Source organism: Salsipaludibacter albus, assembly GCF_019798055.1.
In the GTDB taxonomy this organism is placed as follows: Bacteria; Actinomycetota; Nitriliruptoria; order Nitriliruptorales; family Nitriliruptoraceae; genus Salsipaludibacter; species Salsipaludibacter albus.
The window spans coordinates 52,727-75,610 of sequence record NZ_JAHOPH010000013.1 but is presented as its reverse complement, the minus strand read 5'-3'; the positions used below and the strand labels follow the sequence as shown (position 1 = coordinate 75,610).

Sequence of the window (22,884 nt, the reverse complement as noted above, 5' to 3'; positions counted from 1 at the left end):
GCGTGGGTGGATCAGGGTTGTTGCCCGTGTGCGCTGCCCGGCTTGTCGCAGTCGGGTCCCACACTCTAGGGTCGGCGGGCGGCCCCAGCCCCCGGCCATCCCACCGTCCCCACCGGGACCCACGGCGTGGTCGGGCGCGTCGACTCGCCGTGTCGGAGGATCCCATGACCGCACCCGCCGTCGAGGCCCATGGCCTGGTCAAGCGCTTCGGTGAGACGACCGCGCTCGACGGGTTCGACCTCGAAGTGCCCACCGGCACCGTGCTCGGTCTGCTCGGCCCCAACGGCGCGGGCAAGACCACCGCGGTGCACATCCTGACGACCCTGTCGCGGGCCGACGAGGGGACGGCCCGGGTCGCCGGCTTCGACGTCGCGACCGAGGGCGCCCGGATCCGGTCGCGGATCGGTCTGACCGGACAGTTCGCGGCGATCGACGAGCACCTGACCGGGCGCGAGAACCTCGTGATGGTCGCGCAGCTGTCGGGCCTGCCACGCGACGTCGCTCGTGGACGGGCGGACGACCTGCTCGATCGCTTCGGGCTCAGCGATGCCGGTGGCCGCGCGGCACGGGGCTACTCGGGTGGGATGCGCCGCCGCCTGGACCTGGCCGCGTCGCTGGTCACCTCACCCGAGGTGGTGTTCCTCGACGAGCCGACCACCGGCCTGGACCCGTCCAGCAGGTTCGCGCTGTGGGAGGTGATCCGGGAGGTCGTGGCACTGGGCACCTCCGTGCTGTTGACCACCCAGTACCTCGAGGAGGCCGACGAGCTGGCCGACGACATCCTGGTCATGAACCACGGCCGCGGGATCGCCCAGGGCACCGCCGCCGAGCTCAAGGACCGGGTGGGGGGCGAGACGATCGTCGTCGAGCTGTCGGACCCCACCGCACTGGACCGGGCGTCGGACGCCCTGCGCGACATCGCCGGGGGCGAGCTGCACACCGATCCCCGCAACGGGCGCCTGTCGTTCCCGGCCAAGGGCGACCGAGCCCGACTGGCCGCCACCGTGCGGGCGCTCGACGACGCCGACCTGGACCTGGTCGACCTCGGGCTGCGTCGTCCGTCGCTCGACGACGTGTTCCTCGAGCTGACCGGTGAGCGGGCCGTCGCCGACGAGGCCGCGGACGACGTCGCCCAGCCGACCGGAGGACGCCGATGAGCGCCGCGACCCCGACCGTGACCGGCCACGACGTCGCCGAGATCGCCCGCACCTATCGCGGGTCGTTCCTGCGAGACTCCATCGTCGTGGCACGACGCAACCTGCGCCGGATCGCGCGTCAGCCGCAGATCGCGGTGTTCGTGCTGATCCAGCCGATCATGTTCGTGCTGCTGTTCCGCTACATCTTCGGTGGCGCGATCACCATCCCCGGGATCCCCTACGTCGACTTCCTGATGCCGGGCATCATCGTCCAGACGCTGGTCTTCGGGGCCGCGACGACCGCGATCGGGGTCGCCGAGGACCTCAAGTCCGGGATCGTCGACCGGTTCCGCGCCCTGCCCATGAACCGTTCGGCCGCCATGGCGGGTCGGGTCGTGTCCGACCAGGTGCTGAACCTGATGAGCCTGGTGGTCATGGTCGTGGTCGGCCTGCTCGTGGGGTGGCGTCCCACCGGAACCCCGGCCGAGCTGGCGCTGGCGTTCGGGGTCGTGGTGGTCTTCGCCCTGTCGTTCTCGTGGATCATGGCCGCGATCGGGCTGGCCCTGAAGGAACCGGAGGCCGTCCAGTCGGCCGGGTTCATCTGGCTGTTCCCGCTGACGTTCATCTCCAACGTGTTCGTGCCCCCGTCCACGATGCCCCCGATCCTGCAGAACTTCGCCGAGAACATCAACCCGGTCAGCCTCGTGTCCAACTCGGCCCGCGTGCTCACGACCGGCGCCTACCTGTGTGGCGAGGACCTGTGCACCGACGTGTCCGCCAACGTGCTGGGGTCGCTGGGCTGGTCGATCGGCATCATGGTGGTGTTCGTGCCGGTCACGGCGTGGCTGTGGGGCCGCCTGGGCGACTGAGGGTCGGAACGGGGGCGGCCCACCACCGATCGTCGCACGGACGGCCGCTGGTCGTCGCACGTGCAACTACCCTGACCGCTTCGCAACTCCGGGGGGCGGCATGGACTACGTGGTCCGATTCTTCACGTCCGGATCGTCACTGGTCGGCCTGGCGATCGTGGCACTGGTCATCGCCGACGTCGCCGTCACGGTCCTGGCGGTCAGCAGTGGCCCCGGCCCGATCACGCGGATCGTGTCGCGCACGAGCTGGCGGGTGTTCCGTGGTCTGCACAGCCGGTTGCAGGCGCACTCGCTGTTGCGCGCCGCGGGGCCGGTCATCGTCGTCGCGATCGTCATGTCGTGGTTGCTGCTGATGATCGTGGGCTGGGGGCTGGTGTTCGGCCAGGAGGGATCGCTGCTCGAGGACGGCGAGGCCCTCACACCGGCCTGGGGACGGATCCACTACGCGGCTGCGCTGATCCTGGGCCGGGGCACCGGTGGCTTCACGCCCGGGTCGGGGGTGTGGCGCTTCGCCGAGCAGCTCGCGGCACTGACCGGGGTCGCCTTCATCGGGGTCGCCATCGCCTACGTGCTCCCGGTCATCAACGCGGTCGTCCACAAGCGCAAGGTGGCGGCCACGATCAGTGCCCTGGGGGGCGACCCGACCGAGATCCTCGAGCGGGCGTACAACGGCCGTGACTTCGGAGACCTCGACCTCCACCTGATCGCGCTCACCCCCGAGATCGCCCTGGTGGCCCAGCGCCACCTGGCGTACCCCGTCGTTGCCTACTTCCACAGCGACGACCGGTCGACCGCGCTGGCCCCGTCGATCACCGTGCTGGACGAGTCCCTGACCCTGCTGGAACACGTGGTCGACGATCCCCCGGCCCTGGCCCTGGAGCGCTCCGCCATGGCCCCGTGCCGTGCCACGGTGACCACGTTCCTGCGCGCGGTCGAGTCGATGGGCATCCACGTCGCCGACTCGGGGGGACTGCCCCGGCCGGGCGTGGCCCGGCTGCGGTCCGCGGGCATCCCGCTGCGCCCGAACGAGGAGCAGGAGGAGGCCTACGCGGGGGAGGAGCTGGCCAACCGGCGTGGCCTGCTTGCCGCGTTCCTGCGCCACGACGGTGCGGAACCCGCGGAGCTGTTCACCAGCCTGGACGCCGAGGACGTCGAGCAGCCCGAGCGTGAGGAGTGAGCCGCTCCGGACGGCTCACTGCAGTCGTTCGAGGTTGGCGCGCTCGGACTCGACCGCGCGGCGGTGGCGGAACCACGCGAAGCCGCCCATCACGAGGCCCAGCAGGACGGCGTTGACCGCGACCGCGACCCAGTTGGGGAGCAGGATCAGGGCGACCACCGGGGCGAACAGCCACGCCCATCGCCAGTAGCGCTGCTGCTGGCGGGCGACCATCACCGCCAGCCGGGCGTCCTTGCGTCGACGCATGGCCTGGCCCCGGTTGACGGACCGCAGCACCTCGCGTCGCTGACCCCAGGCCATCGACTGCCACGTCTGCTGGAAGGTCTTCTGGTCTGGCAGGCGAACCACGCGTGCGGCGAGGTCGGGTGGCGGGCGCACGCATCGACCGGGCCGGCTCCAGACTACGGGGCGTGCCGACACGGGTGATCGGTGCCACGGTCAGGGGTTGTTGATCGAACACGTGTTCGATAGTCTGGACGACATGTCGACCGCCTTCGCCACGCCCTCGCCCGCCCCGGATCCCGAGCGGTCGTCCGAGGCCGCCCACCCGGGACGCCAGCCGACCAGTCGTCGGGTGCGCGTGCGACCGGGTGACGTCGCCGCGCGCCAGTCGTCGCTGTTCGACCAGGGGGAGCAGGTGGCCTTCGACCGGTCGCTGTCCACCCGTCGCCGTCACGAGCTGGCCGACGGCGCCTGGGTCGACGTGGTCCCGGGCCTGGTGCAGGGCAGCCTCGACCTGTTCGACCGGGTCGTTGCTGCCGCCGAGTGGCGCGCCGAGGAGATGGTGCTGTTCGACGAGGTCGTCGCCTGTCCACGCCTGAGCGTGCGCTGGACCGTCGGCGAACTGCCCGACGAGCTCGTGGTGCTGCGCAGCCTGGGGGCGGTGCTCAGCCAGTGCTACCGGACCGCGCTCACCCGGGTCTCGGCCAACCTGTACCGCGACGGACGGGACTCGGTCGCCTGGCACGGGGACCGGGGTGCCCGGGATCGCGACCGGGCCACCATCGCCGTGCTCACCCTGGGTTCGCCCCGTCCGTTCCGGCTCCGGAGGCGGCGTGGGCCCGGTGGGCTCGCGCTGGAGCCCGCCAGTGGCGACCTGCTGGTCATGGGTGGCACGTGCCAGCGGACCTGGCAGCACGCCGTCCCGAAGGTGGCCGACGCCGGACCGCGCATCGCCGTGATGTTCCGCACCTCCCTCGACGGCTGACCACCACGGGTCGCGGCCGTCCGGGGGACGGGGTCCGGACGGCTCGATCGGACGAGCCGGCGGGTACACCTTGGAGACGACGTCCCCGACGGAGGAACCCCCGTGAGCGTGGTCAAGATCAACGTGCTGCAGGTGCCGGCCGAGCGCCGCGAGGTCCTCGAGCAGCGGTTCGCCGCCCGGGCCGGCGAGGTGGACCAGACGCCGGGCTTCGAGTCCTTCGAGCTGTTGCGCCCCACCGACGACTCGGATCGCTACTTCGTCGTCACCCGGTGGGAGACCGAGGAGGCCTTCACGGCATGGATGGAGTCGCGTGCCTTCCGCCAGGGCCACGCCGGCGGCGACGGCGAGGGCGGTGGGGACGACGGGTCGTCCCGGCCCTCCGGCCCACCGGCCGCGGCGCAGGCCGAGCTTCTGTCCTTCGAGATCATCGAGGAGTCGCGTCCCTGACGACCGGGCCACAGCCTCGATCGACCAGGCGTGACGTCCGACGACCACGCGGGCGGGGATAGCCTGCCTCCACGGACTGGCGTTTCCGCACTCGTCACGCCGGTCACCCTCCCGGACCCCGCCACCGACCCGTGTCGCTGCCGTGGGTCCTCGCCGCACCCGACCACCTGCAAGGAACGCCGTCATGGCCGACAACCACGCCGACGCCCTCGAGGCACAGCGTGCCCGCGTGGAGCACATCCGCGGCTACCTCGACATCGAGGCCAAGCGCCAGCTGCTCGAGGACCTCGAGGGTCGCGCCGCGGACCCGACCCTGTGGGACGACCCGGACGCGGCCCGCGAGGTGACGACCGAGCTGTCCCGGGTGCGCGACGACCTGGAGCGCCACGACACCCTGTCCGAGCGCCTCGACGACCTCGAGGTGCTCAACGAGCTCGCCCAGGAGATGGACGACGAGGACTCGGCGGCCGAGGTCGCTCGTGGCCTGACGTCGATGGCACGTGACATCGACCGGCTCGAGGTCGCCACGCTCCTGTCGGGCGAGCACGACGCCAGCGACGCGATCGTGTCGATCCAGGCCGGCGAAGGCGGGGTCGACGCGATGGACTGGTCCGAGATGCTCCAGCGGATGTACCTGCGCTGGGCGACCAACCGCGGGTTCAGCGCGGAGGTCTACGACAACTCCTGGGGGGAGGAGGCGGGGCTGAAGTCGACCACGTTCGCGGTGTCGGGCCCGGACGCCTACGGCCTGCTGTCGGCAGAGCACGGCGTCCATCGGCTGGTCCGGATCTCGCCCTTCGACGGCAACGCTCGACGCCAGACCTCCTTCGCGATGGTCGATGTCGTGCCGCTGCTGCCGGAGGTCGACCAGCAGGTCGAGGTCCCCGACGAGGACATCCGCGTCGACGTGTACCGCTCGTCCGGCCCGGGCGGCCAGAGCGTCAACACGACCGACTCGGCCGTGCGGATCACCCACATCCCCACCGGGATCGTGGTGTCGTGCCAGAACGAGAAGTCCCAGCACCAGAACCGGGCCGCGGCGATGCGGGTCCTGACGGCCAAGCTCGACGAACTCGAGCGCCAGAAGCGCCAGGAGGAGCTCGACGAGCTCCGCGGCGGACGCCAGAAGGTCGGGTTCGGCTCGCAGATCCGGTCCTACGTGCTGCACCCGTACCAGATGGTCAAGGACCTGCGCACCGAGCACGAGGTCGGCAATCCCGACGCCGTGCTGGACGGCTCGGACCTGGACGAGTTCATCGAGGCGGAGCTGCGGCGCCGGGCCGAGGAACGCGCCCGCGACGACTGACCCCGCGCTGGACGTTGCGAGGCCCCAGCCGAGCAACTCCAATGCGCCCGGAGGCAAGGGGGTTCGCCGGACATGCGTCGCTGGACGTTGCGAGGCCCCAGCCGAGCAACTCCAATGCGCCCGGAGGTCGACGGCTCCGGAGCGGTGCGATGTCGACGAGTTGCGCTGGACGTTGCGAGGCCCCAGCCGAGCAACTCCAATGCGCCCGGAGGTCGGCGCGCCGGAGCGGTGCGATGTCGACGGGCGCGCACTGGCCGTCCGGCCGTGGCCCCATGGTCGCACGGACCCCCGGATTGATACGGTTCCAGATGCAATGACCGGCGCACGGGGCGCGCCGGTTCGACCCCTGCGTGGAGCCAGACGCTGCCATGATCTCCTTCGAGGACGTCACCAAGACCTACCGGACCGATTCCCGGGACACGGTCGTCGCCCTGCGTGACCTGACGGTGCAGATCGACCGTGGCGAGTTCGTGTTCGTGGTCGGTCCCTCCGGGTCCGGCAAGTCCACGTTCATGAAGCTGCTGACCCGCGAGGTCGAGCCGGACACCGGCGAGATCTGGGTGGCCGGCAAGAACCTCAACAGCCTCCGACGCTGGAAGCTGCCCGCGCTGCGACGCGACATCGGCTACGTGTTCCAGGACTTCAAGCTCCTGACCAACAAGACCGTCGCCGAGAACGTCGCGTTCGCACTCGAGGTCATCGGGATGCCCAACCCGGTCATCCGCCAGCGCGTGCCGGAGGTGCTGGACCTGGTCGGCCTGTCCGACAAGGCCACCTCCAAGCCCCACGAGCTCTCCGGCGGCCAGCAGCAGCGCGTGTCGATCGCCCGGGCCTTCGTCAACCAGCCACCGATCCTGCTGGCCGACGAGCCCACGGGAAACCTGGACCCCCAGACCTCCATCGGCATCATGAAGCTGCTCGACCGGATCAACCGCACCAACACGACCGTGGTCATGGCCACCCACGACCAGCACATCGTGGACTCGATGCGCAAGCGGGTCGTGGAGCTGTCCCGGGGTGAGCTGGTCCGTGACCAGGCCCGGGGCGTGTACGGCTACGCCAACTGACCCACCCGGCGGTCACCGGCGCAGGCGTGCGGTGACCGTTTCTCGTCGCGACCGCAGCGGCCACACCGCACGAACACCCGGCCCCGGCCGTCCCGCACCACCACCCACCTCTGTCCACCAGGAGCCACCCGAAGATGCGACGTTGGTCCTACATCCTCAACGAGGCCGCCATCGGCCTCCGTCGCAACCTGTGGATGACGGTGGCCGTGGTCCTGTCGGTCACGGTCTCGCTCGCCCTGTTCGGCGCCTCGGTCCTGCTGCGCCAGCAGGTCGACGCCGCGACCGATGACTGGACCGGCAAGATCGAGGTCTCGATCTACCTGTGCGACGGGCTGTCGTGCCCGCCGATCACCGACAGCCAGCAGGACGAGTTGCTGACCGACCTCGAGGGCAACCCGCTGGTCGACCAGGTCTTCTACGAGACCAAGGAGGAGGCCTACCAGGCCTTCCAGGAGCAGTTCGCGAACGAGCCCACCTTCCTCGAGAGCGTCGACGAGACGACCCTGCCGGCCTCGTTCCGGGTCAAGCTGACCGACCCCGAGCGCTTCGACGCGATCCAGACCGAGTACGAGAACCGGCCGGGGGTCGAGTCCATCGTCGACCAGAAGGAACTGCTCGACGAGTTCCTCGCCTTCACGTCCACCATCCGCTGGTCGGCGCTGTTCGTGGCCGCCATCCAGATGCTGGCCGCGACCGTCCTGGTGGCCAACACCGTCCGCATGGCGGCCTTCGCCCGGCGTGACCAGACCCAGATCATGAAGCTGGTCGGTGCCTCCAACTGGTACGTCCGACTGCCCTTCATCCTCGAGGGAGTCCTTGCCGGGCTCATCGGTGCCGCTGTATCGTGGGGCATCCTGGTGGTGTTCGTGCCATGGATGTTCACCACGTTGCAGGAGTCGTTGACGTTCGTGCCGTTCCTCACTCGGGCACAGATCGCCGGCATCTGGCCCTGGCTGGCCGGACCGGCGGTCGTCATGACCGGGGGATCGTCGATCGTCGCGCTGTGGGGGTTCCTTGACGTCTGACGGTTCGCAGTGGCGGTTCGTGGCCCTGGTGGTCGCGGCCCTGCTGCTGCTGTCGTCGGCCACGTCGCTTCGCGCGTTCGCCCAGGAGACGCCCGAGCCCTCGCTCGACCCCGAGACGGTGTCCAACGCCGCCATCGTCGACCTCCAGGATCGCATCGCCGACGCCGAGGACGAGCTGGTCCGGGTCGCCGCGGCCGAGTCCGACACCCAGGCCGCGGCCGTCCGCGCCCGGTCCGACCTCGAGGCCGCCGATCGTCGGGTCGTCGAGACCGCCGAGGTCGCCGCGACCGCCGCCGAGGCGCTGGCCGTCGCCGACGCCAACCTGGCCCACGTCGAGGGCGTGCTGCGCGAGGCGACCGACGCCCTCGCCGACGCCCGCGACCGCCTGGCCGCCACCGAGACCTCGCTGGCCGAGACCCGACACCTGCTGCAGTTGCGGGTCCGCGAGACGTGGAAGGGTGGCGGCGACCTCAACACCGCGTCGATGGTCCTGCGGATGGAGGAGTTCAACGACGCGGTCCACCTCCAGCAGATGATCCGTGCGGTCGTCGCCGACGACAACCAGCTCGTCGCCGACTACCTCGAGCTGCAACTGGCGCGCACCGACCAGCTCGCCGCGGCGCGCGCGGAGGAGGACCGGGTCGAGGAGGCCCGCGACCGCACCGCGGAGGTCCGCGGCACCCGGGAGGACGCCGCGTCCGCATCCACCGCGGCCGAGCAGGCGGCGCGGGACGAACAGCAGGCCCGCGATGCGACGGTCGCCGAGGTCGAGGCCGACCTGGCCAACCTCGGGGACGAGCGCCTGGTCCTGGAGGAGCAGATCGACGCCCTCGAGGCCGACCTGGCCGCCGAGCGACGTGCCGAGGTGGAGCGTCGGCGGGTCGAGGCGGAGCGCCGCGCCGCCGAGGAGGCCGCGCGGGCCGCCGCCGAGGAGGCTGCTCGTGCGGCCGAGGAAGCTGCCAAGGCGGCCGAGACCGGCCGGGTCGCACAGACGCAGGCCCAGGTGGAGGCCGAGCAGCGTGCCGCGGCCGTCCGGTCGGAGGAACAGCGCCGCGTGGCCGAGCAGGCGCGGCCCGGCTCGTCGTCCGGCGGATCCGACGCCGGGGACGCCGGCGAGACGCCCACCGTGGCACCACCGCCGCCACCCCCGTCCGGGGGCAGCGGCTGCGGCTCGACGTCCACCTGGGTGTGGCCGACCGCCGGGTGCGTGAACTCCGTGTTCGGCTACCGGCACCACCCGATCCTGGACACCCGACGTCTCCACGCCGGGTTCGACATCGCCGCGCCCGCAGGCCAGCCGATCTTCGCCGTGGCCGACGGCGTCGTGCACCGGGCCAGCTTCTCGTCGGGTGGCCACGGCAACGTCGTGGTGATCGACCACGGGTCGGTGGCCACGCTCTACGCCCACCAGCAGCGCCTGATGGTGTCCGCTGGACAGCAGGTCGTCGCCGGCCAGCAGATCGGCACCATCGGCAGCACGGGACTGTCCACCGGTCCGCACCTGCACCTGCAGGTCCACGTCGACGGCCCCAACGGCCCCCCCGTTGACCCGATGCCGTGGTTCCGCTGACGCGTGGGGCCGTGGTTCCGCTGAGGCCAGCGTCGTCGTTGCGGTACGTCACGGTGGCGTTCGAGGCCGGGTGGATCGGTCGGGAACGCGCGTGGGTGGCGCCGGTACCGTCGTGGGCATGGCGAAGAGTTCCGAAGGTGTGAAGATGGCGGTGAACAACCGCCGGGCGCGCCATGACTACTTCCTCGACGACCGCCACGAGGCCGGCATGTCGCTGGTCGGGACCGAGGTCAAGTCGTTGCGCGAGGGTCGTGGGTCGCTGGCCGAGGCGTGGATCCGCCTGGACAACGACACCGGTGAGGCCTGGCTCGAACAGGCCCACATCCCGGAGTACGCCTACGGCAACCGCAACAACCACTTCCCGACCCGGCCCCGCAAGCTGCTGCTCCACCGCCACGAGCTCGACCAGCTCGGAAAATCCGTGGCGACCAAGGGCGTGACCCTGGTGCCGACCCGCATCTACTTCAAGCACGGGCGGGCCAAGCTCGAGTTCTTCCTCGGCAAGGGCAAGAACGTGGCCGACAAGCGTCGCGACGTCGCCGCGCGCGACGCCCAGCGACAGGTCGAGCGGGCCCTCAAGGACCGCCGCCGCTAGCCAGGCGCCGCCGTCGCCGGGAATGATCGGGCGCCGGTCACCCGTTACCCTCGACAGACGCGGTGTTCGCCGCGCATGAAAACTCCACAGCGTTGCCGACCACGTGGCCCGGGTCACCGGGCCACCACTTCTCGGGGCTGAAACGGTTTCGACCGTGGTCAGTCCGCGTTGCGAGGAGCGTGCCGGGAGAGTCGACTGACTCCCGGAAATCACCAGTCGAAACACACAAACGCCAAGGACAACCTGGCTCTCGCAGCCTGACAAGGCTGTGACGTTGCGCCCCTGACGCCCTGTAGGGGGACCGCAGCGACGACACAGGGCTTCTGCTGCGTCACGGGGACCATGGTGTGACGCGGGACTCTTTCCATGGTGTGGTCGACGGATCGAGCCTGGCACCGGAGCTCCGTCGACCGAGATCTTTCCGGAACCTACGCACGTAGAGCCACCCTTCGCGGGACCGCGGCACGCGGGTTCGACTCCCGCCAGCTCCACCACGTCGGCAACGCAGCGCACGGCCCACTCCCACCGGAGTGGGCCGTTTCGCGTGTCCGGGACCCGACCTATCCCTGCGTGGCGACGAGGTCGCGCAACAGCGCCGCGGGGTCGTCGACGGCGGGCGGTCCGTGGCCGAACAGGATCACCCGTGGCTCGAGCGTGGCCAGGGTCCCGGCGGAGGCCCACGCCGTGTCCATGTCCGGCGTGAAGGCCTCGTTGGGTCCGGCGACCCCGCCGTCCTCGGTCCCGTTGACCGCGTCGCCCGCCACCAGGACACGACTGCCGGGGTCGAACACGCTGACGTGGCCGGGGGTGTGGCCGGGGGTCTCGACGATCTGCAGGCCCATGACGGTGTCGCCGTCGCCGATCCCCACGACCCGGCGGTCGGCCGTGATCGCCTCGAGGTCGCCCCGTCCGGCCGACAGCGTCGCGTCGGACGCCGCGTCGGCGACCTCCCCGAGGCTGCCGACGTGGTCGGGATGGCGATGGGTCAGCACGACGTCGGACACGTCGGCCCAGCCGACCCCGAGTGCCGCCAGCCCGTCCTCCAGGGCGGAGGCCGTGCCCGCCTGGCCGGTGTCCACCACGGTCGCCTGTCCGGCCCGCACCAGCACGTAGGCGGACGCGGCGCCGCCCAGCACCCGCTCCCATCGCAGCTCGTCGCCCGACGTGGAGCCGGACGCGGCGGGGCCGGGGCTCGCCGGGGTGTCGGCTGCCCGTGCCTCGGTGCTCGTGGGCGTGTCCTGTGGCTCCGACGAGGTGCAGCCACCCAGGACCAGCGCGACAGCCGCCGTGCCGAGGTCCAGCAGGAGCACGCGGCGGGTCAGCCCGTTGACGGGCGGACGCGCGGTGGGTCGAGGATCCATCGCAGTCCCAGTGGTCGACGTGCCTCCAGCAAACTCCCCGGGCGGCCGGCTGTCACGTGCCGACCGTGCCTCGTCATCGATCCGTCAGGACTCGTCGTCCGGCCACAGCCGCTCGACGAAGTCCTGGACCCAGGCCCGGTCGGGACCCGCGGCCGTCACCACGCCCTGGCCGGCGACGTCGACGCCGGGCTGCAGGGGGAAGTGGCTCGGCTGGTCGGGGCACACGACCGCGCCACCCGCCTCGGTGACCAGCAGGCCACCGGCGGCGACGTCCCACGCCTTGGGCACCCGCTGGTAGGCGGCCAGGAGCGTGCCGTCGGCGACCATCGCGAGCTCGAGCGCTGCCGAGCCCATGACGCGTGCCTTGTAGAAGGTGCCTCGGCGGCGTCGACGGATGGTGCCCTGCGTGACGGCGACGGGATGGTTGGCAGCGACCCGACGAGACACGTCGACGGGCTCGGCCACGTGGACCAGCCGGCCGTCGCGAGTGGTCGCGCCACCCCGGGTGGCCTCCCAGCGACGTCCCAGCTCGGGGGCGTCCACCATGCCCCACACCACCTCGCCGTGGTGCGCCAGCCCGACCGACACGCACCACCACGGCAGTCCGGCGGCGTAGTTCGACGTGCCGTCGATCGGGTCGACCACCCAGGTCCACTCGGCGCCGTGCCAGGTGGTGTCGCCCTCTTCGGACAGGACGCCGTGGTCGGGGAAGGCGTCGGTGAAGGCGGTGACCAGGGCGCGGTCGACGGCCCGGTCGGCGTCGGTCACCGGGCTGCCGTCGCGCTTGACGTGGCGCCGGCTGGTGCCAGCCCCGGCCAGCAGGTCCGACCGCAGGTCGTCGACGGCACGGTTGGCCACCCCGGCGGCACGACGGACCACCCGGGCGACCGCCGGGTCGAGCAGCTCGGCGGGCGATCCGACACGGGGCGACGGGGACGGGTCCATGGGCGCGACCGTACGGCCTGGCGGCGCGCGCCACCGGGGGCGGGGACATGCTGGCCGGACGGCCGGGGGTCGGGGCCCCCGCCGCGAGAGGGCCATGGGTTACGATGGCGTAGGTTCCCGCCGCCGCGACGACCACCAGCGAGGCACGACGACCGCGCCGGGCCGACCCCGGCCCCGCCCGTCGATCGCGTTCCGACGCATCGGGAACGAGCCACCCACCTCTCGAGGACTCCATGCGATCACCAGCCCAAGTCGTCTCCGACATGCGCACCCAGGCCACCACGATCCGCGGGGTCGAGGCGCCCACCGAGGACACGGTGCGGTGGCAGCGGCGTTCGATGCTGGCGATCTCGATCATCCCCCCGCTGGGCATCCTGTTCGCGGCCATGCAAGTGTGGGGCTGGGGCCTGACGGGTCGTGACCTGGTCCTGTTCGGGGTCTTCTACGTCATCACCGGGTTGGGCATCACGGTGGGCTTCCACCGGCTGCTGACCCACAAGTCCTTCGACGTCCCCAACTGGGTGCGAATCGGGTGGGCCATCGCCGGATCGCTGTCGATCCAGGGTGGCGTCATCGACTGGGTCGCCACCCACCGCCGCCACCACGCCTACTCCGACGAGGAGGGCGACCCGCACTCGCCCCACCTCGAGGCAGCGGACGGGGTCCGTGGCGTGCTGCGTGGCCTGTTCCACGCCCACCTCGGCTGGATGTTCAACCCCTCGGGGACCAAGGCGGAGGTCTGGGCCCCCGACCTGCTGGACAACCCGGGCCTGGTGCGCGTCAACCGGTCCTTCCCCCTGCTGATCCTGACCACGTTCGGGCTGCCGGCGCTGATCGGCGGCCTGTGGGCGGGCAGCGTGGCCGGGGCACTCACCGGACTGGTCTGGGGTGGCCTGGTCCGGGTCTTCCTGCTGCACCACGTCACCTGGTCGATCAACTCGATCTGCCACTTCTACGGCACGACCCCGTTCAAGGCACGCGACGAGTCACGCAACAACCCGTGGCTGAGCCTGGTGTCCTTCGGGGAGTCGTGGCACAACGGCCACCACGCCTTCCCGGCATCGGCCCGTCACGGGCTGCGCTGGTGGGAGTTCGACCTGTCGTGGATCACGATCCGCTCGATGAAGCTGGTCGGTCTCGCCCGCAACGTCAAGCTGCCCAGTTCCACCCAGATGGCGCGCAAGCGGCTCCCACGGCCGGCCAAGACCTGATCGTCACTGGCCGACCCGGCCATGGCGGCGCCCGCGTCCGGCGGTCCGGGGGGATCACCCCGGTCACCTAGACTCGACCGGGCGCTCCCCGCGCACGTGCCCATCACGAGGACCCCGCCGTGGCCACCACCCGGATGTCCGGGCCCCAACGACGACGCCAGTTGATCGGCGTCGGACGCAGCCTGTTCGCCGAGCGCGGCTACCAGGCCACGACCGTCGAGGAGATCGCCGACCGCGCCGGCGTGACCAAGCCGGTGGTCTACGAGCACTTCGGCGGCAAGGACGGCCTCTACACCGTGGTCGTGGACCGCGAGATCGAGGAGCTGTCCGCCCGGATGGGTGCGGCGGTCGCCACCAACCAGGCACGCGTCGCCGGCGAGCAGGCCGCGCTGGCCTTCCTGACCTACATCGACGAGCGCGGCGACGGCTTCCGCGTGCTCGTCCGCGACGCCCCGGCAGGCCGCAGCGAGGGCGGACTTGCCACGGTCATGTCCGACGTCGCGGTGCGCGTCGAGCAGTTGCTGCGCGAGACCTTCGCCGAGCGCGGGTTCGACGACCAGGCCGCGCCGATGTACGCCCGCATGCTGATCGGCGCGGTGGCGTTCGTGGGGGAGTGGTGGCTGGAGGCCGGCAAGCCCGACCGTGACCGCATGGCGGCCCACGTGGTCAACCTGTTGTGGAACGGCCTGCGGGGACTCGAGGCCGAGCCCGCCCCGCTGCGGATCCTCGCCGACCGTGACCAGGCGGCGTCGTGACCCGCCTGACGGTCGTCGGGGTGCAGGCCGACCTGGCCTGGGAGGACCGCGACGCCAACCTGGCGATGTTCGACCGCGAGGTGGATCGCGCCGCGGCGATCGGGGCGGATCTGGTGGTGCTGCCGGAGATGTTCCCGTCCGGGTTCTCGATGGCGACCGACGTCACGGCGGAGCCCGCCGAGGGACCCTCGGCCACCTTCCTGGTCGAGCGCGCCGCCGCGACCGGGGCGTGGCTCGTGGGCAGCTTCGCCTGTGCCGACGGGGGTGACGACGGTCGGCCCACCAACCGGCTGTTGCTGGCCGGTCCGGACGGGACCGTGCACCACTACGACAAGGTGCACCCGTTCTCGCACGCCGGCGAGGACCAGCACTTCGCACCGGGTCGGGCCACGCGGATCGTCGACGTGGCCGGGGTCCGCGTCGCACCGTTCGTGTGCTACGACCTGCGCTTCGCCAACGTCTTCTGGTCGCTGGGGCCCGACGTCGACCTGTTCGTCGTCCCCGCGAACTGGCCGTCCCCCCGTCGGGCGCACTGGCGCACGCTGTTGCGGGCCCGGGCGATCGAGAACCAGGCCTGGGTGGTGGGACTGAACCGGGTCGGGGTCGGGCGCACGATCGACGGCCGGGACCTCGAGTACTCGGGGGACTCGATGGTCGTCGATCCACTGGGCGAAGTCGTCGCCTCGGCCGCCGGCCAGCCGACCCTGCTCGTGGCCACGGTCGACACCGACCGTGTCGCCGAGGTGCGCGACCGGTTCCGCTTCCTGCCGGACCGCCGCTTCTCCGCCGACCTTTCCTGACCGACGGCCGGCCTTCTGGGAAGCGTCCACGGCCAGTTCGTGCGCCAGCCGAACGAAGTCGTGGTGCCCGATCGAAGTCGTTGTGGTGGTCGACCGGGGAGAACGAGGTTCCTGCTGGACGGCGTGGCCGTCCCTCCGGGCAGGTCCCAGAGGCCTGGTTCCCCCCGAGGAGACGTCAATGACCCACCCGTTGCGCAGGCCGATCGGCCTGGCCGTCGTACTGGCGCTGGCCCTGATGCTGGTCGTCGCCAACCCGAGAGCCGCCCAGGCCCATGACTCCTGCGTCATCGCGCCGCCGACGAGCATGCTGGTCAAGGTCGTGGCCGCCGTGAACGTGTTCTCGAGCCTGCTGTCGACCGAGGCGCCGGACTGTCCCGACAAGTTCGCCGAGGTGGAGCCGATCCTCGAGCGTGACTTCGTGGTCGACAACACGACCAGTCCCGCGGACCGGGCCGACCCCGACAGCCAGGCACCGACCTTCGCCCCGTGTGTGCGGGGCATGGCCGCCGACCTGTTCCCGTGTGACGGCATCGACATGCTCGCCTACGTGTCCCATGCCGAGTTGGGGACGACCCGCGCCAACGACATCTGGGGTTGGACCGACCCCGCCACCAGGAAGGACTACGCGCTGGTGGGCGCCACCAACGGCACGGTGTTCGTCGACATCACCCAGGCGCGTCGCCCGGTCGTGCTCGGCATCCTGCCGACGGCGTCGACCGTGGGCGGTTCCACGTGGCGCGACATCAAGGTCTACGAGGACCACGCGTTCGTCGTCTCCGAGCACACCGACCACGGCGTGCAGGTCTTCGACCTGACCCGCCTCCGGGACTGGGACGGGACCTACACCGAGTACGACATGGACGCCCACTACATCGGCCACGGGTCCGCGCACAACATCAACATCAACACCGACACCGGTTTCGCGTACTCGGTCGGTGCGGGCCCGCACTCGGCCCAGGGGCTGCCGAACCTGGTCACCATCGACGCGCCGTCCGCGACCGCCGGTTCCTACCAGGCCAACGACGCCGCCTTCGGGCCGGCCGCCAGCGAGGCGGGCCTGTCGGGCAGCGTCGTGCTCACCGACGACGCGACCGGGGCGACGGCAGATGCATGCCAGCCGCTGGTCGGCTTCCCCGCAGGCGCGATCGCGATCGCGGACCGGGGTTCCTGCAACTTCACCATCAAGGCCGCCAACGCCCAGGCCGCCGGCGCGGTCGCGCTGATCGTCGCCAACAACGCTCCGGGCGGTGGCACCATCTCGATGGGTGGCTCCGACCCGTCCATCACCATCCCCGCGGTCATGGTCTCGCTCGAGGACGGCGCCGTCATCAAGGCCGGGTTGCCGGCCACCGGCAGCGTGTCGACCAATCCGGACGCGCCGTCCTGTGGCACCGGGCTGCACATGATCGACATCAACGACCCGGTCGATCCCCAGTTCGGTGGCTGCTTCGACGGCAACGGCTACGTCCACGACACCCAGTGCGTGGTGTACGACGGGCCGGACGCGGACTTCCAGGGTCACGAGATCTGCTTCAACTCCAACGGGCTGGCCTACTCGACCAACCCTGCGGCCAACCTGTTCTCGATCGTCGACGTGACCGACAAGGACAACCCCGAGACCCTCTCGGTGCTGGGCTACAGCGGTTCGGGCTACTCCCACCAGGGGTGGTTGACCGAGGACCAGGCGTGGTTCATGCACGGTGACGAAGGCGACGAGCAGCTCAACGGGCTGAACACGACCACCCGGGTCTGGGACGTGTCCGACCTGCGCAACCCGGTCCACACGGACACCTACACCAACGCGACCACCTCGATCGACCACAACCTGTACACCGAGGGCGACCTGATGTACCAGTCGAACTACACGACCGGACTGCGCATCACGGACGTCAGTGACCCCGCCTCCGGCCTGGAGGAAGTGGCCTACTTCGACGTCTACCCGGACAACGACAACGCCACGTTCGAAGGTGGGACGTGGAGCAACTACCCGTACTTCCGCCAGAAGGGCGTGGTTGCCGTCAGCAGCATCGACCGTGGCCTGTTCATCCTCAAGCCCCGCATCCCGGGCGTCGAGTGATCGGCTGAGGCACGACCTGGACGCACGACCGGCGGGCGCCACCCCAGGGTGGCGCCCGCCGGTCTGTCCGACGCGTGCGAACCCCCCGGGCCGTGTGCCCGTGACTAGGGTCACGAGAAGGTCGCACGCAGGGCCACAGGGGGCGAGTTCCGGGGAGGGCGTCATGGGGCGATGGTGGCCGTTGGTGGCGTTGGCGATCGCGCAGTTCCTGATGGTGCTGGACCAGTCCGTCATGAACGTGTCGATCAGCCAGCTGGTCGAGGACTTCGACACCTCGGTGTCCACGATCCAGGGCGTGATCACCCTCTACTCGCTCGTGATGGCGATGTTCATGCTGGCCGGCGGGAAGGTCGGCGACATCATCGGTCGTCGCCGCGCCTTCGTCGTCGGGCTGGTCGTGTACGGGCTGGGCTCCGCCGTCACCGCGGTGGCACCGACGGTCGCGGTCCTCGCGATCGGGTGGTCGGTCCTGGAGGGGCTGGGCGCCGCGCTGGTGCTGCCGGCCCTGGTCGCCCTGGTCGCCGGCAACTACGAGGGCCACCTGCGTGGTGTCGCCTACGCGGTCATCGGTGGCATGGCCGGGGCCGGGATCGCGGTGGGGCCGATCGTCGGTGGGTGGGCGACGACCGAGCTGTCGTGGCGGGTCGTCTTCGTCGGCGAGGTCGTGCTCGTCCTGGTCATCCTGGTCCTGTCGCGACGGGTGAGCGATGCCGCCCGGTCGGGACCGCCCGTGCGGCTGGACGTGGTCGGCACGGTCCTGTCGGCGCTGGGACTGGGGACGATGGTGCTCGCCGTGCTCCGCGCCAGCACCTGGGGATGGCTGCAGCCCCGCCAGTCGCCCGTGGAGCCCTTCGGGTTCGCCCTGACACCCTTCGTCGTCCTGGCCGGCGCGCTGCTCGTGTGGGCGTTCGTCCGCTGGCAGCGACGCCGCGAGGCGCACGAACAGGACCCACTGGTGCACCTCGACCTGCTCGGTGTCCCGGCGCTGCGCTCCGGCCTGGTGGGCCTGTTCAGCCAGAACCTGGTCCTGATGGGGGTCTTCTTCGGCCTGCCGCTGTACCTGCAGCTGGTGATCGGGCTCGACGCGCTCGAGACCGGGGTGCGGATGCTGCCGGTCTCGATCGCCATGCTGGCGACCTCGGCGCTGGGCTCGGGCCTGTCGGGACGGTTCGGTGCCCGGACGATCGTGCGCAGTGGGCTGGTGGCGACGATGGTCGCGATCATCGCCCTGCTCGCGACGGTCGAGCCGTCGCTGGCGGAGGGCGCCTTCGGCGTGTCGATGGCGTTGCTGGGCGTCGGGATGGGCCTGATCGTCTCCCAGCTCGGCAACGTGGTGCAGTCGTCGGTCGATGCCTCCGGGCGGGGCGAGGCCGGCGGGCTGCAGTTCACCGGTCAGCAGCTCGGGTCGTCCCTGGGGATCGCGCTGATCGGGGCGATCGTGCTCGGCGGGCTGACCACGTCGTTCCTGGCCAACGTCCGCGACGACGCGAGGCTCGACCCCGAGGTGGTCGCGCTGGTCGAGCAGCGACTGGAGGACGCGACGCCGGACTTCCTGCCGGTGGAGGTCGTCGAAGAGGCCGCCGTGTCGGCCGGACTCGACGAGGCCGAGGTCACGGCCATCGTGGAGGACTACCAGGACGCCCAGCTCCGCTCGCTCAAGAGCGGGCTGCTCGTCGCGGCCGTGCTGGCTCTGCTTGCACTGGGGTTCACCGGGAACCTGCCCCGGGGCCGCCCGGGGGAGGTGGTACCGGAGGCCGCGGGGGCCTGACGGCTGGAGGACGTCGGCGGCAGTCCGGCCGGCTCGCCCTCCTCAGTCGTCCAGTGCCGGGATCTCGACGCCGTCGAGGTCGTCGGCGGGCGGAGGTGGCTGCGGATCCATCTCCTCGAGCGTGTCGACCAGCAGCTGTGCGACACACGCGCCGCTGACCCACCGCCGGTCCGCCGGGATCCGGTACCACGGGGCGTGGTCGGTGGACGTGGCGGCCATCGCCTCGCGGTAGGCGTGCATGTAGTCGTGCCACTGCGCGCGCACCTCGAGGTCCCCGTGGCTGAACTTCCAGTTCTTGTCCGGCTCGTCGATCCGTTCCTGGAGTTCCTCGCGTTGCTGCTCGTGCGAGATGTCGAGGAACACCTTCCGGACGACCGTGCCGTTCTCGACCAGCATCCGTTCGAAGTCGTTGATCTGGCGGTAGCGCTGCCGGACGGTGTCCTCGTCGATCCACCCGTTGACGCGCACGATGCCGACGTCCTCGTAGTGCGACCGGTCGAACACGCCGATCGTGCCCCGCGACGGGCACGACGCGTGCACGCGCCACAGGTAGTCGTGGTCGAGCTCGCGGTCGCTGGGCTGCTTGAAGGCCGCGACCTGGACGCCCTGTGGGCTGACCAGTGGGAACACGCGCCGCATCGTCCCGGACTTGCCGGCGGTGTCCATGCCCTGCAGCACCAGCAGGACGGCGCGCGCGTTCTCGGCCCAGAGCCGCTCCTGGAGTTCCGCGACGCGCTCCTGCAGGACGTCGAGGAGGTCCTCGCCCGCGTCCTTGTCCTCCATGCCGGCCGTGGCGTGGGTGTGCTCGCGCACCCCCAGGACGGGCTCGACACCTTCGGTGACACGCAGGTCGGCGAGGTCGGGACGGGCCATGGTTGCCTCCTCGGTCGCCGGCGTCGGGGGAGCCGGGCTGCGGGAGCGGTCACGATACTGTCCTCCACCGCCCGTTCCCGCCGCCGAAGGGGTGCACCGTGCCTCGTGTGCTGATCGCCACCACCGACCTCGACGTGCTCGACGACGTGCCGGTCGACGACGACGACCGGGTGATGGCCGACGCGCTGGCTGCTGTCGGGACGGACGTCCAGGTCGTCACGTGGGACGACCCGGCCGTCGACTGGTCCGGCGCCGACGCCGTGGTCCTGCGCTCGGTCCGACACGACCCCCAGCGTCGCGACGAGCTCGTGGACTGGGCCGGTCGGGTCGGCGGCGTCACGCAGCTGTTCCCGGACGCCGACGTCGTCCGGTGGAACACCCACACGTCCTACCTGCTGGAGCTGGAGGACCGCGGCGCCCCGATCGTGCCCACCGCATGGCTGGCAGCGGGGGATCGCGTGTCGCTGGCAGACCTGGCCGCCGACCGTGGCTGGGATGCCGTCGTCGCGAAGCCCGCCGTGGGTGCCGGCCGTGTGGGCATCGTCGTCGCGCGCGATCCGGCCGCCGAGGAGGAGGCGTTCACCGAGCTGCTCGCCCACCACGACGTGCTGGTGCAGCCGTTCCTCGAACGCGTCGGCGACCTCGGCGAGCTCTCCGTGGTCTGCATCGACGGTCGGTGCTCGCATGCCGTGCGCAAGGTCCCGGCCGCCGGGGACTGGCGAGTCCGGGTCGCGTTCGGCGCGACCCACGAGCACGTCGAACCGGACCTGGCAACGGCCCGCCTGGCCGAGTGGATCGTCGCGGCGACCGAGGCCGAGCCGCTGTTCGCCCGGGTCGACCTGCTGCCGGCTCCGGACGGCACCTGGCAGTTGCTGGAGGTCGATCTGGTCGACCCGGGCCTGCACCTGGCGGGGGCGCCCGGCTCTGCCGAGCGCCTGGCCGTGGCACTGCGGGCCCGGCTGGGCGGGGCGGGTGCGGCCTGAGCACCAGTACCGTCCGGAGAGCGCGGGTCCGCACGACGATGCGAAGGAACCTCCATGAAGGTGGCCATCTCCGGTGCGACCGGGCTGATCGGGTCGGCCCTGGCCGAGCACCTGCGTGCACGCGGCGACAGCGTCGCCCGGCTGGTGCGCTCGGTCGACGACCTGCGTGACGGCGACATCCTGTGGTCGGTCGCCGACCAGCGGCTCGACCCCGACGACCTCGTGGGAACCGACGCCGTGGTCCACCTGGCCGGCGAGCCGATCGACACCGGGTCCTGGACCGACAGCCTCAAGACCTCGCGGGTCGACGGCACGCGCCTGTTGGCCGAGTCGATGGCCGGGCTCGACCGGGGCCCGGAGGTGTTCCTCTCAGCGTCCGCCGTCGGGATCTACGGGTCGCGCGGCGACGAGATCCTGACCGAGGAGTCCACCCCGGGCGACGACTTCCTGGCCGACATCTGCGTCGCGTGGGAACAGGCGGCCGAGCCGGCCCGGGAAGCAGGGCTGCGGGTCGCCCACCCCCGGACCGGGGTCGTGCTGGCCGAGGGCGGCCCACTCGTCGACAAGGTCGAGGTGCCGTTCAAGCTGGGGGTCGGCGGCAAGGTCGGGTCCGGGACACAGTTCGTCCCGTGGATCTCGCTGGACGACGAGGTCCGTGCGCTCGCCCACCTGCTCGACAACGACCTGTCCGGGCCGTTCAACCTGACCGGCCCGGAGCCGGTCCGCAACACCCGCATGACCAAGGCGCTGGGGGCCGCGTGGAACCGGCCGACGATCCTGCCGGTGCCGGTGTTCGCCGTCCGGCTGCTCTACGGCGAGGTGGGACGGGACCTGGCGACGGCGTCGCAGCGGGTGATCCCCCAGCGCCTGCTGGAGTCCGGGTTCACCTTCACCCATTCCACGATCGAGCAGGCCGCGCAGGATGCCCTGGCCTAGCCGTCGGCGAGCTCGAGGGCACGGCGGAAGACGTCGTCGAGCATCTCGTCCGTGAGGCGCCCCGTGAACGTGTTGAGCTGGCTGACGTGGTAGCTGGCGACCAGGGCGCGACCGTCCGCCAGCCGGGCCTCGGCGCCGTGGCCGAAGCGTGGCTTGCGGCCGTCCCACCCACCCAGCCGACAGCACACGTCCCAGGCGAAGCCGCCCAGCGCGACCAGCACGGTCGGATCGAGCAGGGCGAGCTCGTCGACCAGCCAGGTCGACACGCAGGTGTCGCGCTCGGTCGTGGTGGGCCGGTTGCCGGGCGGGGCGCACTTGACGGGTGAGGTGACCCAGGTCCGACGCAGCTCGAGCCCGTCACCGGCGTGCGTGGCGGTCGGCTGGTTGGCCAGCCCGACCCGGTGGAGGCTCGCGAACAGCATGTCGCCGGAGCGGTCCCCGGTGAACATCCGGCCGGTGCGGTTGGCGCCGTGCGCGGCCGGGGCCAACCCGACCACCAGCAGGTCGGCGTCCGGATCGCCGAAGCCGGGCACGCCCCGACCCCAGTAGTCCTGGTCGGCGAAGGCGGCCCGCTTGTCGACGGCCACCCGCTCGCGGTGCGTGACCAGTCGGGGGCACCGTCGGCAGTCCGCGACCCCGGTCGCCACCGCGCCGAGGCGGTCGGTCGACGCGGGGACGGCATCGTCGGAGTGGTGGGTCGTCATGTCCGCGACAGGCTACGGGCCGACCCGTCCACGGCCCCAGGGCGGGGTTGGGCGCGAGACGCCGGGGGTACG

At 71.4% G+C, this 22,884-nt stretch carries 22 protein-coding genes and 1 other RNA gene; 18 read left to right on the top strand and 5 right to left on the bottom strand.

Going from position 1 to position 22,884, the window contains the following annotated elements; all coding sequences use genetic code 11:
• Positions 1-164: 164 nt before the first annotated feature.
• From KR546_RS10015 to KR546_RS10005, 3 genes are all read left to right on the top strand, one after another.
• Positions 165-1,157 carry an ATP-binding cassette domain-containing protein gene (locus KR546_RS10015; RefSeq protein ID WP_238444565.1) on the top strand — a complete coding sequence of 331 codons (993 nt, stop codon included), beginning with the start codon at positions 165-167 and terminating at the stop codon, positions 1,155-1,157.
• Entirely contained in the window at positions 1,154-2,005 is an 852-nt protein-coding gene (locus KR546_RS10010) for an ABC transporter permease (protein ID WP_238444564.1), read from the top strand. The genes KR546_RS10015 and KR546_RS10010 overlap by 4 nt, the downstream gene beginning before the upstream one ends.
• 100 nt (positions 2,006-2,105) lie before the next feature.
• Positions 2,106-3,182: a hypothetical protein gene (locus KR546_RS10005; protein WP_238444563.1), complete on the top strand. Its 1,077-nt coding sequence runs from the start codon at positions 2,106-2,108 to the stop codon at positions 3,180-3,182.
• Between the two features lie 15 nt (positions 3,183-3,197).
• Here KR546_RS10005 and KR546_RS10000 read toward each other — a convergent pair whose 3' ends face one another.
• Positions 3,198-3,560 (bottom strand): hypothetical protein, encoded by a 363-nt coding sequence (locus KR546_RS10000; protein WP_238444562.1) that lies wholly within the window; start codon positions 3,558-3,560, stop codon positions 3,198-3,200.
• An 82-nt stretch (positions 3,561-3,642) separates the two neighbouring features.
• Here KR546_RS10000 and KR546_RS19700 point away from each other — a divergent pair, with 82 nt between their 5' ends.
• The 8 genes from KR546_RS19700 to ssrA all read left to right on the top strand — a co-directional run bounded on the left by KR546_RS19700 (position 3,643) and on the right by ssrA (position 10,893).
• Entirely contained in the window at positions 3,643-4,389 is a 747-nt protein-coding gene (locus KR546_RS19700) for an alpha-ketoglutarate-dependent dioxygenase AlkB (protein WP_238444561.1), read from the top strand.
• 102 nt (positions 4,390-4,491) lie between these two features.
• Complete coding sequence (locus tag KR546_RS09990; RefSeq protein WP_238444560.1) at positions 4,492-4,836, top strand: antibiotic biosynthesis monooxygenase family protein; 345 nt, start codon at positions 4,492-4,494, stop codon at positions 4,834-4,836.
• A gap of 184 nt (positions 4,837-5,020) precedes the next feature.
• Positions 5,021-6,142, top strand: coding sequence for a peptide chain release factor 2 (gene prfB, locus KR546_RS09985; RefSeq protein WP_238444559.1), 1,122 nt, complete (start codon positions 5,021-5,023; stop codon positions 6,140-6,142).
• Between the two features lie 368 nt (positions 6,143-6,510).
• On the top strand, positions 6,511-7,209 hold the full coding sequence (gene ftsE / locus KR546_RS09980) for a cell division ATP-binding protein FtsE (protein WP_238444558.1): 699 nt from the start codon (positions 6,511-6,513) through the stop codon (positions 7,207-7,209).
• 134 nt (positions 7,210-7,343) lie between these two features.
• The gene (gene ftsX, locus KR546_RS09975; RefSeq protein WP_238444557.1) at positions 7,344-8,234 is read left to right on the top strand and encodes a permease-like cell division protein FtsX; all 891 of its coding nucleotides are present in this window, start codon (positions 7,344-7,346) and stop codon (positions 8,232-8,234) included.
• Positions 8,224-9,804, top strand: a complete 1,581-nt coding sequence (locus KR546_RS09970; RefSeq protein ID WP_238444556.1) for a M23 family metallopeptidase — start codon at positions 8,224-8,226, stop codon at positions 9,802-9,804. The genes ftsX and KR546_RS09970 overlap by 11 nt, the downstream gene beginning before the upstream one ends.
• A gap of 118 nt (positions 9,805-9,922) precedes the next feature.
• Complete coding sequence (gene smpB / locus KR546_RS09965) at positions 9,923-10,399, top strand: SsrA-binding protein SmpB (RefSeq protein WP_274387902.1); 477 nt, start codon at positions 9,923-9,925, stop codon at positions 10,397-10,399.
• A gap of 133 nt (positions 10,400-10,532) precedes the next feature.
• Positions 10,533-10,893, top strand: a transfer-messenger RNA (tmRNA) gene (gene ssrA / locus KR546_RS09960).
• A gap of 66 nt (positions 10,894-10,959) precedes the next feature.
• On the opposite strand, the gene KR546_RS09955 is transcribed toward ssrA, so the two are convergent.
• Both KR546_RS09955 and KR546_RS09950 read right to left on the bottom strand, forming a co-directional pair.
• Positions 10,960-11,760, bottom strand: a complete 801-nt coding sequence (locus KR546_RS09955; RefSeq protein ID WP_238444554.1) for an MBL fold metallo-hydrolase — start codon at positions 11,758-11,760, stop codon at positions 10,960-10,962.
• Between the two features lie 84 nt (positions 11,761-11,844).
• Positions 11,845-12,705 carry an inositol monophosphatase family protein gene (locus tag KR546_RS09950; protein WP_238444553.1) on the bottom strand — a complete coding sequence of 287 codons (861 nt, stop codon included), beginning with the start codon at positions 12,703-12,705 and terminating at the stop codon, positions 11,845-11,847.
• A gap of 233 nt (positions 12,706-12,938) precedes the next feature.
• On the opposite strand from KR546_RS09950, the gene KR546_RS09945 reads away from it, so the two are divergent.
• The 5 genes from KR546_RS09945 to KR546_RS09925 all read left to right on the top strand — a co-directional run bounded on the left by KR546_RS09945 (position 12,939) and on the right by KR546_RS09925 (position 19,316).
• Complete coding sequence (locus KR546_RS09945) at positions 12,939-13,916, top strand: acyl-CoA desaturase (protein WP_238444552.1); 978 nt, start codon at positions 12,939-12,941, stop codon at positions 13,914-13,916.
• Between the two features lie 119 nt (positions 13,917-14,035).
• Positions 14,036-14,671 (top strand): TetR/AcrR family transcriptional regulator, encoded by a 636-nt coding sequence (locus KR546_RS09940; RefSeq protein WP_238444551.1) that lies wholly within the window; start codon positions 14,036-14,038, stop codon positions 14,669-14,671.
• Positions 14,668-15,471 carry a nitrilase-related carbon-nitrogen hydrolase gene (locus KR546_RS09935; RefSeq protein WP_338019134.1) on the top strand — a complete coding sequence of 268 codons (804 nt, stop codon included), beginning with the start codon at positions 14,668-14,670 and terminating at the stop codon, positions 15,469-15,471. Before KR546_RS09940 ends, KR546_RS09935 begins: the two co-directional genes overlap by 4 nt.
• Positions 15,472-15,649: 178 nt before the next feature.
• Complete coding sequence (locus KR546_RS09930) at positions 15,650-17,548, top strand: choice-of-anchor B family protein (RefSeq protein WP_238444550.1); 1,899 nt, start codon at positions 15,650-15,652, stop codon at positions 17,546-17,548.
• Positions 17,549-17,711: 163 nt separating this feature from the next.
• Entirely contained in the window at positions 17,712-19,316 is a 1,605-nt protein-coding gene (locus KR546_RS09925; RefSeq protein ID WP_238444549.1) for an MFS transporter, read from the top strand.
• A 42-nt stretch (positions 19,317-19,358) separates the two neighbouring features.
• Here KR546_RS09925 and KR546_RS09920 read toward each other — a convergent pair whose 3' ends face one another.
• The gene (locus KR546_RS09920) at positions 19,359-20,189 is read right to left on the bottom strand and encodes a PPK2 family polyphosphate kinase (RefSeq protein WP_238444548.1); all 831 of its coding nucleotides are present in this window, start codon (positions 20,187-20,189) and stop codon (positions 19,359-19,361) included.
• 98 nt (positions 20,190-20,287) lie between these two features.
• Between KR546_RS09920 and KR546_RS09915 the strand changes: the two genes are divergently transcribed.
• Together KR546_RS09915 and KR546_RS09910 are read left to right on the top strand one after the other, a co-directional pair.
• The gene (locus tag KR546_RS09915) at positions 20,288-21,172 is read left to right on the top strand and encodes an ATP-grasp domain-containing protein (protein ID WP_238444547.1); all 885 of its coding nucleotides are present in this window, start codon (positions 20,288-20,290) and stop codon (positions 21,170-21,172) included.
• 54 nt (positions 21,173-21,226) lie between these two features.
• Entirely contained in the window at positions 21,227-22,108 is an 882-nt protein-coding gene (locus KR546_RS09910) for a TIGR01777 family oxidoreductase (protein ID WP_238444546.1), read from the top strand.
• Here KR546_RS09910 and KR546_RS09905 read toward each other — a convergent pair.
• The gene (locus KR546_RS09905) at positions 22,105-22,812 is read right to left on the bottom strand and encodes a uracil-DNA glycosylase (RefSeq protein WP_238444545.1); all 708 of its coding nucleotides are present in this window, start codon (positions 22,810-22,812) and stop codon (positions 22,105-22,107) included. The two genes, KR546_RS09910 and KR546_RS09905, sit on opposite strands and share 4 nt — an antisense overlap.
• Positions 22,813-22,884: the final 72 nt, after the last annotated feature.